Source organism: Xanthomonas campestris pv. campestris str. ATCC 33913, from assembly GCF_000007145.1.
Classification (GTDB): Bacteria; Pseudomonadota; Gammaproteobacteria; order Xanthomonadales; family Xanthomonadaceae; genus Xanthomonas; species Xanthomonas campestris.
Window position 1 is genome coordinate 3,709,821 of record NC_003902.1, and the last position, 13,862, is coordinate 3,723,682.

The following is a 13,862-nucleotide window of genomic DNA, read 5'->3' on the forward strand; positions in this document are numbered from 1 at the left end:
GGCTGCGGCTTTAGGCCTTGGCCTGAGCGCCCCAGCTCGCGCCCAGGCGCCTGATCCTTGCTCGGTCTTTCTTTGCATGTCCAGCATGTCCGGCTTCGGCACTCCGTCTCCTGAATGTGCAGCGCCGATCGCAACCTTCCACGCCATCCAGGTATGGAGCCCGGCCTTCAACCCGCCGGCCACGGCGGCGGCACGCCGGGTATATCTGACGACATGTCCAGGCGCGACTGCACCGAATCAAGCCATCTTGGAAGCCATCATCGCGAAGTGGGGCTATAGACCTTGACGGGCAAGCCTGCTGACTCAGAAACATGCTTCTGAGACTTTGCGGGAATACCACCACGCCCCTGTTCGCGATGTGGATCGCGCATTGCCTTTCTGTGCGAATGGGTTCCTACGCATCGGCCAGTGGGAAGTGAACCCGCAACCTTTGTATGTTCGCCCGCAGGAAAGTGAACTCTGCAGCCAACTTTGAGTTTGCTGATACACCGCCTCCCAAGGCGGAAATCGTTGGCAAGAAATCACTATGGTGCGCCGGCCCGTGCGATCCAGCGCAGTGCGTTGAACATCGCGCGTAGCTCTTACTTACGCTGTGGCGCCTGCGCATCCATTAGTGTCAAATACGGCGCAGCAAAGGCCCATTCTTCTTCGGAAATGTCGGTTGGATGAGGCTTACGAGGCTTCATCCGTATACGTTAGTGTGACAAGGGCAAAGTTCATAACACGCTCCAGGGGAAATCATTTTGATGGATCAAGAAAGCATCATCCGGTACTGGCACGCGGTCGAGTTGTTGCAACCGCAATCAGCACCCAAGCTGAAAAAACGCAGTAATCGATACGAAGCGTTTATCCATGACACGCCAATTCAGCGCCCGCTGCTTCCGTGGACCCCGGAAAGTATCGTCAGTAAGCAGAAGCTGCCCAAAAAGCGCATATGGAGCCACACGCTCTATGCTCATCTTTACGACAGTCGTCTCGTTGCCGAGAAGCTCGATGCAATGTACGGCGCCGATCAGGGCTACCAGGAACCCAAGTTTCGCGAGTCAGCCGTGTTTGCGGCAAAATTTACGGCGGGAGGGCGACTGGTCGATGACAGTTTCGTTCTATCAAGCGAAGCGTGGTTTCTTGGGCGGGTGTTGACCGGCAAAGATTGGACTAGAGGGTTCGAGACCGACCAAAAGACCCTCAGGGAGCGCGCTAACAGTCAGTTCGAGGGGGAGGTATCAAGCGAAGGCTTGCGCGAACTGACTCACTGGACCCTCCAGTTCCTGGGGTTGGGGGACTTTTTTGGTGAGATGGACCACCATCTTTTTCGCTTTCGCTCACAACCAATCAAGCCCGACAAACCCGAGTCGGAAGACGATCCGCTGAACAGCTTTTTGCTGGACGATCTTGCAGATGTCGTCGATGCGATCTCCAGAGGGGTGAAAAGCGAACCACTGGATCAGTACCTGCGTCATCACGATCCAAAGCCTCGCCTGCATATGGACGATCAGCGTGCGTCGCTGCCATTGATGGGACGACTGATGCCGGATGCGTATGCCAGTAGCTGTTGGCCTACAGAACACCATTTGGGTCTAGTTCATTCCCAACAGCTAGCAGTCAACACAATCCAGTCCACTCTTGCCGATGGTCACGGGCTGCTTGGCGTCAACGGCCCACCTGGTACGGGCAAGACGACGCTATTACGCGACCTGATCGCAGCGATTATTACCAGCCGCGCCGATACGCTTGCCAAGCTATGTCGCGCATCAGATGCATTCGCGAGCGATGGACGCGAAGCTGCCAACGACGGTGGTAAGCAGCAATACAGTTACAAGCTAAATCCTGCACTTTATGGCTTTGAAATCGTGGTCGCTTCATCCAACAACGGTGCTGTGGAAAATGTCACGCTCGAACTGCCTCAGCGAGACAGGATTGATGAAAGCTGGTTGCCAGAAGCAGAGTACTTCGCCGAGCTGGGGGAGCTGGTCTCGGGCAAACCTGCGTGGGGATTGATTTCTGGGGCATTGGGGAGCAAGGCACGACGCAACAAGTTCGTCGATCGTTACTTCTATGGTCAGCTCCCGTTTGGCAGCGAAGACAAGGCTGCTGCGGAGGTAGAAGACGAGACTGAGGTAGAGCCTGATGAGGAAGTCGACAACATTGTGGAGGCACTCTTTTCGACTCCCTCTGCTGAGACGGAACACGCTGACGATAGCGAGAACCAGAACGAAGATGCACCACCCGAGGAGGACAAGGGCCCGAAGGGTTTTTTGGGCTGGCTCAATGTGAGTGTAGAAGCGAATGCGGACCGCTCCCCAGAGCAACGTCAAGCGTTGTGGCAGCAAGCTGTCTCTGATTACGAGGCGGTCAAGGCGGAAGAACGCAAAGCATGCAATGACGCCAGTCGAATTCGTGAGCTGATCTTGGCTATTCTCAAAATCAGGAAGACGATTGCCGAAGACTCCGAAAAACTCCGAGCATTCGAACAGTCGCTGATTGAGGTAGCAAATAAACTCTCGCGCTTGGATAACGAGGAAGGTGGCCCCGCCAACATGGCGCTCAAGAAGTGTATTGACGCGCTTGAGAAGCTGCCAAAAAAGCCCGGTTTCTGGTCAAATTTATTCAGTCTCGGAAATGCTCGACGCGATTGGAGGACCGCTCGGAAACTGCTAGAAAGCCAGCATGACATCGCTAAGGCTGAGTTCGCGCGGATCACGCGCCTCACCCAACAACTTGATAGCGATAAGGCCCAGGTGGAAGGAAAAATCGCTGAAGCGCGTCGAGTGCTTCAGGGATCGCAGCAGCAGGACAAAACGCTTACGAGCGATGCCTTGGAACTCGCAACCACTCATCAGGCTGACCATCTGCTCGCTTGGTTGAAAGACAATGCTATCGGGCGTGGGGATGTCATTGAACTGGCCGAGCCCTGGCGCATTGAAGGCTGGCGGAAGGCACGGGCGCGGGTTTTCATCCAGGCATTGAAGCTCCACCGGACGTTCTTCGAGCTGGAAGCTTCAAGACTGCGCTCTAATTTGTTCATGATTAACGGGATGTTGGGTGGCTCACGCTTTCAAGGGATGTCGCGCGCCGCAATCCGTTCGGCATGGGCTTCTTTGTTCATGGTCGTTCCAGTGTTAAGCAGCACTTTTGCATCATTCGCTCGTTCGTTTGGCTCATTGGGCGCAAGTGAAATTGGCTGGTTACTCGTGGATGAGGCTGGTCAGGCCGCACCTCAAGCTGCAGTCGGTGCGCTATGGCGGTCCAGGCGTGCGTTGCTGGTTGGAGACCCTCTGCAACTCAAGCCCATAGTCACCGTCTCCGATGCAGTGCTAGAACACATGCGTACACGTTACGGCGTTGATGCGCACTGGATTCCCAACCAAAAATCTGCACAGGTACTGGCCGACGAAGCCACCCCTTGGGGGCGCATGGCTGGGCCTGCCGGCGGCAAGTCTTGGGTAGGATTGCCACTGGTCGTGCATCGCCGCTGCGACAGGCCCATGTATGCACTCGCCAACCGTATCGCCTACGACGGAGCGATGGTGTATGGAACGATCGCGCCGCGCGCCGACAAAGAAACCCGCGCCAGTCTGCTGACAGGGTGGATACATATCAGTGGCACATCCGAAGGAAATTGGGTGCCTGCAGAAGGCCAAGTCTTACGAGACCTGCTCAAGCGGCTACATGGCGATGGCGTAGAGGCGAAAGATATTTCGGTCATCACTCCTTTCAAGGCTGTGCAGCAGAACCTCAAGCGCATGCTCCCAGGCAAAATGGTGTCCGGCACCATCCACACTATGCAGGGCAAAGAGGCATCGGTCGTCATAGTCATACTGGGGGGCAACACGGCAGGATCTGGCGCTCGCAACTGGGCTGTTTCGGAACCAAACCTGCTGAACGTGGCGGCGACGCGCGCCAAGCGGCGCCTCTATGTGATTGGCGACAGAAATGACTGGAAGCATCGACCACTGTTTTGCGATGTCATGGATCTACTGCCGATTCAGGATATTCGGCCCCACGAGTAATGGGCTTTCACAGCAGCATAGCGGGATGGACTTTTCGCTTTACTGTGAGTAAATGCATGGACTTGACCACCCATTTGCATTCGACTTGACCAGTCCGCTGGCCGAACCTAACCGGCAGAAATCGGCCGAGCCTGTTGAAAGAGTCGGCTTCGAATTCCACGGCAGAAAAGTACACGCCTGAGATTGAAATCTGAGTTTTGCGCAGAAGGTTCAAGAGTCTGATTTGGGGTAGCAGCGTACAAACGAGATGTTTTCATCCATTGACCTGCCCCCGCTGAGCCGTACCACGTGAAGCTGTAAAGTCCGTCAACCACGAGGACGGACATGAAGAAGAGTCGTTTCACCACCGAGCAGATCATCGGATTCATCAAGCAGGCGGATGCCGGGATGGCGGTGGCTGAGCTGTGCCGCCAGCACGGTTTCAGCCCGGCCAGCTTCTACCAGTGGCGGGCCAAGTACGGCGGCATGGAGGCCGAAGACGCGAAGCGCCTGAAGGAGCTGGAGCAGGAGAACAACCGCCTCAAGCGGTTGCTGGCCGAGGCGCACCTGGACATCGAGGCGCTGAAGGTCGGGTTCGGGGTAAAACGCTAGCCCCGCAACGCAAGCGCGAGGCAATCCGGCGCATGTGCGAGCTGACGTCGATCAGCGAGCGCCGGGCTTGTCGCCTTGCGGGGATCTCCCGCGATGCTTTCCGCCACGCGCCGACACCCACGCCGGCGACGCAAACCCTGTCGGCCAGACTGGTGGAACTGGCGCAGGCGCGTCGCCGCTTCGGCTATCGCCGCCTGCACGACCTGCTGTCGACTCCCCGCAATTCAATGCCAGATAAAGCTAGAGGTCTGCGGTTGATGTTGCTCACGGAACTCGGCGGGCGTTAGCCCGCCCAGGCTGTCGTGCGGTATTTGTTGGTTGTAGTCGGCCAGCCACTGTTCGGTCTGTTCGCGGACCTCGCTCAGCGTGCGGAATATGTGCATATCCAATACGCCACGCCGGTAGCTGCCGTTGAAGCGTTCGATAAAACCGTTCTGCATCGGACGCCCCGGCTCGATGAAATCCAACGCGATACCCTTGCGCTCAGCCCACTCGGCCAAGGCCAATGCAACAAATTCCGGGCCATTGTCCAAACGCAGCTTGTTCGGATAGCCGCGCCAAGCTGCGATACGTTCCAACGTGCGGATGACGCGGGCAGCCGGAAGATTCAGGTCCACATCGATGGCCAAGGCTTCCCGACTGAAATCGTCGATGATATTGAACGTGCGGAACCGTCGACCATCCCATAGCGCATCAGACATGAAATCGATCGACCATCCAGCGTTGGGTCGATCACCGCATGCCAGCGGCTGTGGATGACGCGTCGGTACCCGGCGCTTGCTGCGGCGACGTTGATTGAGTTTCATCAGGCAGTACACGCGCCAGACCCTCTTGTGATTCCACAGATGTCCGCGACGACGGATGATCTGAAAAAGCTTTCCAAATCCGCGCTCGGGAAAACGCTCGGCCAACTCGGACAACAGCGCAATAACCTCCTCATCCCGATCGGGACGGCGCCGATAACGTGCTGTCGAGCGAGCCACGCCAACCACCGCACAAGCCCGGCGCTCGCTCCAGCCATGCTGCTCGATGAGCCAGGCAAGAAGCGGGCGCTTATGCGCCGGGTCTACAGCTTTTTTGCGATGACATCCTTCAATGCATGGTTTTCCATCGCGAGCTCGGCGTACATGCGTTTGAGCTTGTTGTGCTCAGTCTCCAGGTCGCGGAGGCGTTGCACGTCAGCGGCCTCCATGCCGCCGTACTTGGACTTCCAGACGTAGTACGTCGCATCGGAAATGCCCAGCTCGCGACAGACATCCTTGACCTGGCGACCGCCCTCGACCTGCTTCAGCGTGGCGACGATCTGGCTCTCGGTGAACTTGCTCTTGCGCATTGGTGGTCTCCTTGGTGGCTAGTGTGCCGGAGACCTCTAGTTATGGCTGGATCAATTTACGGGAGGCTGACACTGCTGCGCCCGGAGTTTCCGCAGGTGAACCATAAGAAGATCTACCGTCTGTACCGCGAGGCGAAGCTGAGCGTGCGCCGGCGCAAGAAGGCCAAGTTCCCGGCGGCACAGCGGCAGCCGTTACGGCCAGCGCGGCATCCCAACGAGGTAATCAGCATGGACTTCGTCTTTGATCAGTTGGCCAGTGGCCGCCGCATCAAATGCCTGACCGTCGCCGACGACTTCACCCATGAATGCGTGGACATCGCGGTGGACCATGGTATCAGCGGGGCTTACGTGGTGCGTGTGCTGGAGCAGATCGCCTGCTTCCGCGGCTATCCCCGCGCGGTGCGCACGCGACGTCCCCCCAATTTTGAGTAGCGCCTCAGTTTGGAGTCCAATTCCCTACCCCGAGGAGATTGGACGTGAAGAAACGTTTTACTGACGAGCAGGTCATCGGCTTTCTGCGCGAAGCCGAAAGCGGCGTCGCCATCAAGGATCTGTGCCGGCGGCATGGCTTCAGCGAGGCCTCGTACTACCTGTGGCGCAGCAAGTTCGGTGGGATGAGCGTGCCCGATGCCAAGCGGCTCAAGGACCTCGAGTCCGAGAACGCGCGGCTGAAGAAGTTGCTGGCCGAGCAGTTGTTCGAGAACGACCTGATCAAGGATGCACTGCGAAAAAAGTGGTAAGCGCACCGGCGCGTCGTACGCTGGTGCGCGAATGGATCGGGCGTGGTGCCAGCGAGCGTCGTGCGTTGGCAGTGATCGGCATGAGCGCCAGTGCACTGCGGTATTGCCCGCGCGAAGATCGCAATGGCGAACTGCGCGAACGCATCTGTGCGTTGGCACATCGCCATCGCCGCTATGGCGTGGGAATGATCTATCTCAAATTGCGGCAAGAAGGGCGCATCGTGAACTACAAGCGTGTGGAACGGTTGTATCGCGAGCAGCAGCTGCAAGTGCGCCGCCGCAAGCGCAAGAAGGTCCCAATAGGCGAGCGTCAACCGCTGCTGCGGCCATCGCAGGCCAACCAGGTGTGGTCGATGGACTTTGTGTTCGACCGCACCGCGGAAGGCCGGGTGATCAAGTGTCTGGTGATCGTGGACGATGCAACCCACGAAGCGGTCGCCATCGAAGTGGAGCGCGCGATCTCCGGGCACGGGGTGACGCGCGTGCTGGACCGACTGGCGCACAGTCGCGGTTTGCCGAAGGTGATCCGCACTGACAACGGCAAGGAGTTTTGCGGTAAGGCGATGGTCGCTTGGGCGCATGCCCGTAATGTGCAACTACGGCTCATCCAGCCAGGCAAACCGAACCAGAACGCCTATGTTGAATCCTTCAACGGCCGACTGCGCGACGAATGCCTCAACGAGCACTGGTTCCCGACGTTACTGCACGCGCGCACCGAAATCGAACGCTGGCGACGCGAATACAACGAGGACCGACCCAAGAAAGCAATCGGCGGCATGACGCCGGCTGCGTATGCCCAACATCTGGCAAACACCGATATCATCAACCCCGGACTCTAAACCAGGCCGCTACTCAGGGCGGGGGGGCGTCGCACGGACAACGGCCCGGAGTTCACCAGCCGCGCCTTCATCACTTGGGCACAGCAGCGTGGCATCGAACACATCCTGATCGAACCCGGCAAACCCATGCAGAACGGCTACATCGAGAGCTTCAACGGCAAGTTCCGCGACGAATGTCTCAACGAACACTGGTTCACGTCGCTGATCCAGGCTCGCGAGGTCATCGCCGATTGGCGGCGTGACTTCAACGAGGTACGTCCGCACAGCAGCTGTGGTCGCATCCCGCCAGCGCAGTTTGCCTCCAACCACCGAGCACAAACCGGCAACAACGCAGTACCCTTCAACCCCGGGCTTTATCAGTAATCACTGGTATGGCCGGTGGGGGCAGGTCACCATCAATATTTGAGCGTTTGGGCAAGCCGACTGTTTTCAACAGAATCAGCCAAAGTAGTCATTCAAAGCTATCAACGAATTTATAGCCAATGCACGTTTTAAACCCTTTCGAAAACCTGGATGTATTCTTTTAGTAGCGGGGCATTGAAATAGCCGTGATGGAGGTGTAAGGTGTAGCCTTACACATTACACATTACACAGGGTGGGCCCATAGAATGGAAAAGGAAATTAATACCTTGCACCCAGGATATTGGGTCCGAGAAAACATCCTCAACCCCGAAATCTCACTGTGACCGAAGCGGCAAAGCTTATCGGCATAAGCCGTCCCGGGGTCTCAAATTTTCTCAACGCAAAGGTGTCAGCGACGCCTGATATGGCGGCGCGGCTGGAGCGAGTGTTTGGTGTACCAGCGAAAGATATTCTCAACCTCCAAAGCCTTTTTGAATCACAAGTTGCCAAGACCGAAGTTGCCTCTGTAAGTGTGCGTGCCTACGTAACGCCGTTTCTTGGCATTTCAGGCAATGAAATCACTGATTGGTTTACAAAGACAATCTTGGCCCGCACCCGGTTATCGGTTCTCCTTCGTACGCTCATCAATTCGACGGGAGAGAATCTGGAGAGAGTTGACTTCCCCGGAAACGACGATGCGGAGCGACCTGGTTGGGATGGCTTCATTGAAGGTACCTTAGGCACGCCATGGATTCCTGCAGGTGTATCGGGCTGGGAGTTTGGAGTCAATGCTGACATCAAAGCTAAAGCTGACGGCGATTTTGCGAAAAGTGTGAAAGCGACTAGTAAGGCTGATCGTCAAAATATCACGTTTGTGTTCGTTACTCCTCGACGATGGCCTGGAAAGACTACGTGGCTTAGCACCATGCAAGCAAAGGGGCTTTGGAAGGACGTTCGCGCTTACGACGTTAGTGACTTGGAGCAATGGATGGAGACATCAATTGCAGCGCAGACATGGTTTGCTAATCAAACTGAGCGGCCATCGAGGGGCGTTCGAACTCTAGAAAAATGCTGGACTGATTGGGCGAATGTTGCAGAACCACCCCTTCATCCGTCGCTCTTCAGCACCGCGAACGAAGTCTGGCGCAGCCGTATAAAATTGTTCTTGTCGAAGTGTGATTCAGAGCCGCTCATTATAACGGCCGACTCAGTAGAAGAAGCCGTTGCGTTCTTGAGCCAGGTATTCAACGAGCCGGAGCTTGGCCATCATAAAGACCGCGTGCTTGTATTCGACGAGTGCGGTGTGCTACCAAAACTCGCCCAGAGTACAACCAATTTCATTGCCGTTGCTCATACGAGAGATGTCGAGCGGGAGTTTGGGTCCTATAGCAGGTCGTTGCGTACAATCGTGGTCTATCCGCGCAACGCCTCTAATGCTAATCCAGACATCATCTTAGAACCACTCGGTTATGAGGTTTTCGGCAAAGCACTTGAGGCGATGGATAAGGGGCGCGACGAAATAACTAGGCTTGCCAATGCCTCAGGGCGCTCTCTCACTGTACTGCGGCGTATACTTTCGACAATCCCAGCAATCAAAACTCCCGTGTGGGCGGCCAATCATCAAGCTGCTTCCAGCCTTGTCCCGCTCGCACTTTTAGGAACTTGGGATACGCGTAACAATGCGGACCAGGCAACTCTTTCGCTGCTTGCGGGTGGCCTTTCCTTTGATGCGCTAGAAAGACGAGTGCAGGAACTGCTACAGTTTAACGATTCACCCGTGTGGTCCCTGGGCAACTATCGCGGAGTGATTTCCAAGATTGACTCTTTATTTGCGATTGCTGGGGCTGTCACCCTAGGTGACCTCAACCACTTTTTCGACATCGCAAAGAGCGTTTTGGGCGAGGACGACCCCGCTCTTGATCTTCCAGAGAAAGAGCGTTGGGCGGCGACCATTCATGGTAAGAAGCGCGAGTTCTCCTCAGCTCTCCGCGAAGGCATTTCTGAAACATTAGTTTTGCTCGCAGTTCATGGGAAGCATCTTTTTGGGAAACGTCTTGGTTTTGATGGCGAACTCGCTGCTGGCCGCCTGGTAGGGGAACTTCTAGAGCCGCTTGAAACACGGAAGCTGGAAGCGAACGATCGCGATCTTCCTCTATATGCGGAAGCTGCCCCAAAGGAGTTCTTGAGCATTATTGAGCGTGACCTCAGATCAGAGAGTCCTTGCACACTGGGATTACTGCGCCCTGTCGCCGCAGGCGTCTTTGCCTCACCTAAACGAACAGGTCTTCTCTGGGCGCTTGAAGGGCTGGCTTGGAATCCCTCAACTTTTCCTCGCGTTGTCAAAATTCTGGGGCGACTCTCCGAAGTCAAGATTGACGACAACTGGGCTAATAAGCCCGTTAACTCACTGGAGTCGATCTTCAGAGCATGGATGCCGCAGACGGCAGCTGATCATGACTCGCGGTTGAAGGCCATGCGGATGCTAATGGAGAAGCATCCACCAATAGGCTGGGAGATCTGCCTCCAGCAGTTCGGCGACTTTGGGCGCGGCATCGGCCATTACACCCAAAAGCCTAAATGGAGGCCAGATGGATACGGCTTTGGCGAGCCCCTCTCCACGTGGGGACCTATCAACAACTTTGTTCGCGAAATGGTAGAGATGGCGCTGACGATGCCGTTCTACACAGTCAATATGATTTGCGATCTTATCGCGCGGCTCCATGCGCTGTCTGTCAAAGATCAAGAAAAAGTCTGGAAGATCATCGACGAATGGCGGAAGGCTGGAGCAAGTGACGCCGACATCTCCCGTGTGCGTGAAAAAATCCGTGTGACCGTACTGTCACGACGCGGCCGGAAAGCTGCTAACGAGTGCGAACAAGCCACCCTTTCGAAAATCGCAAGGGCAGTTTACGCGTCGATGGAGCCGACCGACGCCGTTAATAAGCACGAATGGTTGTTCCGGCAGGGCTGGGTCGAAGAGTCTGCAGATGAACTCTCGGGTGAAGAGCTTGATTTTCAGGCTCGCGAACGCCGGATTGAAAAACTCCGATTCGAAGCCTTGACCGAGATCGCCGCCAACAATGGTTTAAATGGAATTTTTAATCTTGCCATGAAGGGCAACTCTCACCGGCAAATCGGCTGGTATCTGGCGCGTGGAATCTTGAACACTCAGCAACTCGAAGAGTTGATACTGCAGTGCCTTAGCAAAGGCAACGAGAATATCATTCATAACAGCATCGCAAGTGGTGTTTTGGGGGCGCTTGATCAAGAGCAGCACAACGCGCTCTTTATGAGCTTGCGCAACCAAATGTCTGAGCAGGATGCTCTTCGCATGCTTCTTCTCTCACCCTATTGTAGAGCGACGTGGGCACTCGCAGGGCAGCTTTCAGCTGAGGCCAATCGTAGCTATTGGCGCGATGTCTCCCCAGAGTTCATATTTGATGCGCCAGACCAGAATAACGAGAGTATCGGACATCTGCTTAGCGTGGGAAGACCGCGTGCCGCCTTCTCCTCGGTGCACTTCAAGCTTGATGAGGTGCGTCCCGAACTTCTGGTTCGGATGCTTTCCGAAATACCAAAAGACAGTAATGATAAGGAAGGTGAATACCAGTTTCAAAGCTACGAAATCCAGCAAGCTTTCAAGCTCTTAAACCGGAATCCTGATGTGCTTTTCGAGGAGAAGGCAGGGTTGGAGTTTATGTTTATTGATGTCTTAGCTCGTTCGCACCGTGGTGGTGATGGGCACCAAATTCCGAACCTCGAACGCTACGTCGAGGATCATCCCGAAATGTTCGTGCAGGCAATAGTTTGGACGTACAAGCGCAAGACACCCGGGGATGATCCTGCAGAGTTCAGTACGGGAGAAGCTAGGGAGCGGTTGGCTATACAGGGCCATCGCTTGTTAGATGCTCTAGAGCGCATTCCCGGACAGGATGAGGTCACAGAAGAGCTGGCCCGTCAGAAGCTGACCGAGTGGATAGCTATCGTTCGAAGGCGTTGTTCCGAACTCGACCGCGCAGAGATAGCCGACGTTTGCCTTGGCAAGTTTCTGGCATGCGCTCCTGTGGGGAAGGATGGAGTGTGGCCTAATGAGGTTGTTCGCGATGTTATGGAGGATCTGGAATCCGAAGAAATATCCCGTGGCTCTCATACTGGACTCTACAACTCCCGTGGTGCGCATTGGCGAGGCGAAGGAGGAAGTCAGGAGAGGGAGCTCGCAGCTAAGTATCGCAGATGGGCAGAGGCCCTGAACTTTTCCCACCCGTTCGTTTCTTCGTCTCTTCTTACATCCATGGTTGAGACCTACGAGTATGAGGCGGAGCGGCAGGATGCGGAGGCAGGTATTCGGCGACGCCTTCGGCACTGAGTGGGCTTGAGCTGTGCGGGGTCAGTCTTCTGATGTCGGAACTAACCCCGCTATCCAGTACACTTTGAGCCATTAGCTGCTACTTATGAATGGCTAATGGTCCAAAGTAAGCGCTCGCGGTGATTGTGTAATCGGCTCTTCAACGTTACTGAGATCTCTATAGCTTTAAACTAGCAGGTGAGCCTCAGATATGAATAGTTTGATGTTTGTTTGCAGCGCGCCACGTTAGTTGGTCAAGTTGCAATTTTTTTGATAGCGGCGTTCACTATTTTTTACACAGTCATTCCTTTATATCAGCAGAGTAACTTAGGCGGTACGATGAGCACTAATGGTTGTTTTGATAATCCATAATTTAGCTGACTCATCGCATGTGTCACAGTGACTTTTTTAACTCGGGATCTTCGAAAGAATAGCCACCTGATTTGCTGGATTCAATAGTACGGATGTGCTATGGGCAGCATGAGCCAAGCCCTCTATGTTAATCAAGCAGTTCAGCTTCCGAAGTGAGTGGGTTTAGAAGACATTGAGAAATGCGCAGTTTGCATGTCGACTTGCTTGATTGCTCAGTGCCAGCATTTCAATGGTATTTATACTAGATATCCTATCTTGAGTTGATGCGCATTTCGTCGACATATCATGAATTGCGTCAGGAAATTCATCGCTAAGCTACGCGATTATAGGAGCCAGCAACCGAACCAGCCTTGCCCTCTGCTGTTGGCACAGATGATTGTGACTGTTAAGGAGTCTTGCGGATGGAGCTGCGACATCTGCGCTGCTTTGTGGTTTTGGCCGAGGAACTGCACTTCACAAGAGCAGCTGAACGCCTCCATATCGAACAATCTCCTTTATCCAGGACTATCAAGGAACTGGAAGACGACTTGGGCGCTTTACTGTTCAACCGTGATCGAAGAGGAACGCGGCTGACCGATGCCGGCAAAGCATTTCTTCTGGACGTACGCCGTTTATTTACCACTTTGGATCAAGCCCGAGAAAATGTGAAGGCGGTTTCCGCGGGCTTCCGGGTAAGTATGCGGATTGCAGTATCAGACGGAGCGATCGATTCCAGATTATCTGATCTTCTTGCACGTTGTCGCGAGGAGGAGCCTGATGTTGAAATTCGCCTCACAGAAGTCACGCTCTCTGAGCTCCTCCATGGACTAAGGTCGGGAGACTTCACCATTGGGTTCACACACACAGAAGAGGTTGGCGATGGCATTGTTGCTGAACCCATTTGGCATGCACGAATGGTTGCAGTGATACCAGCCCGTCATCCGCTACTCGCTTTCAAAGAAGTGCCTATCGAAGAACTTCTCCGCGCCCCATTGATCATGTGGAACCACCAAGCCTATGAGGGCTACGATAAGGCCTTTACCAAGCTGTTGCGAGGCTTGGATGAGAAACCAAACGTCATCGAGCGCGCAGCTTCGCTCGACGTTATGCTAGCTCTCGTTGCGGCTGGTTACGGGATTGGCCTCGCATCTGGCGCGAAGCTGGAACCGTGCAAGCATTCTGATATCGTCATCCGTCCATTGGCAAATCAATCAGCGGTGATTACGACGTACATGCTGACAGCTGCCAATGCTGCGCCTTCAATCTCTGTGGATCGCTTCACAACACGTTTGAAAGATAGAAATTAGATAA

At 55.0% G+C, this 13,862-nt stretch carries 4 protein-coding genes and 6 pseudogenes; 8 read left to right on the forward strand and 2 right to left on the reverse strand.

Annotation, left to right across the window (positions count from 1 at the left end):
* Nucleotides 1-465 precede the first annotated feature (465 nt).
* Nucleotides 466-686 (reverse strand): annotated as a pseudogene (locus tag XCC_RS16260) (transposase); the annotation flags it as partial.
* Nucleotides 687-746: 60 nt separating this feature from the next.
* On the opposite strand from XCC_RS16260, the gene XCC_RS16265 reads away from it, so the two are divergent.
* Nucleotides 747-4,010: a DEAD/DEAH box helicase gene (locus tag XCC_RS16265; protein WP_011038245.1), complete on the forward strand. Its 3,264-nt coding sequence runs from the start codon at nt 747-749 to the stop codon at nt 4,008-4,010.
* A gap of 324 nt (nt 4,011-4,334) precedes the next feature.
* Nucleotides 4,335-4,810, forward strand: a pseudogene (locus XCC_RS16270) (IS3-like element ISXca1 family transposase); the annotation flags it as partial.
* A 15-nt stretch (nt 4,811-4,825) separates the two neighbouring features.
* On the opposite strand, the gene XCC_RS16275 reads toward XCC_RS16270, so the two are convergent.
* A protein-coding gene (locus XCC_RS16275) for an IS3 family transposase (RefSeq protein ID WP_087942070.1) occupies nt 4,826-5,934 on the reverse strand; the annotation gives its coding sequence in 2 pieces (ribosomal slippage) (nt 4,826-5,673 and nt 5,673-5,934; 1,110 coding nt in all).
* Between the two features lie 57 nt (nt 5,935-5,991).
* Here XCC_RS16275 and XCC_RS16280 point away from each other — a divergent pair.
* From XCC_RS16280 to XCC_RS16300, 6 genes and pseudogenes are all read left to right on the forward strand, one after another.
* Nucleotides 5,992-6,360, forward strand: a pseudogene (locus XCC_RS16280) (DDE-type integrase/transposase/recombinase); the annotation flags it as partial.
* A 50-nt stretch (nt 6,361-6,410) separates the two neighbouring features.
* A pseudogene (locus tag XCC_RS22815) lies at nt 6,411-6,668 on the forward strand (transposase); the annotation flags it as partial.
* Nucleotides 6,656-7,513 (forward strand): annotated as a pseudogene (locus tag XCC_RS16285) (IS3-like element IS1404 family transposase); the annotation flags it as partial. The pseudogenes XCC_RS22815 and XCC_RS16285, both read left to right, overlap by 13 nt.
* A gap of 30 nt (nt 7,514-7,543) precedes the next feature.
* Nucleotides 7,544-7,876: pseudogene (locus tag XCC_RS16290) on the forward strand (integrase core domain-containing protein); the annotation flags it as partial.
* A 319-nt stretch (nt 7,877-8,195) separates the two neighbouring features.
* Nucleotides 8,196-12,221, forward strand: a complete 4,026-nt coding sequence (locus tag XCC_RS16295; protein ID WP_075287146.1) for a helix-turn-helix transcriptional regulator — start codon at nt 8,196-8,198, stop codon at nt 12,219-12,221.
* 752 nt (nt 12,222-12,973) lie between these two features.
* A complete protein-coding gene (locus XCC_RS16300) occupies nt 12,974-13,858 on the forward strand; it encodes a LysR family transcriptional regulator (protein ID WP_011038250.1) in 885 nt (294 codons plus the stop codon).
* The last annotated feature ends 4 nt before the right edge of the window (nt 13,859-13,862 follow it).

What these genes read in the sequence shown, in the direction of transcription:
- XCC_RS16265 (WP_011038245.1), top strand. Translation starts at nt 747, where the DNA reads ATGGATCAAGAAAGCATCATCCGGTACTGGCACGCGGTCGAGTTGTTG.
- XCC_RS16300 (WP_011038250.1), top strand. Translation starts at nt 12,974, where the DNA reads ATGGAGCTGCGACATCTGCGCTGCTTTGTGGTTTTGGCCGAGGAACTG.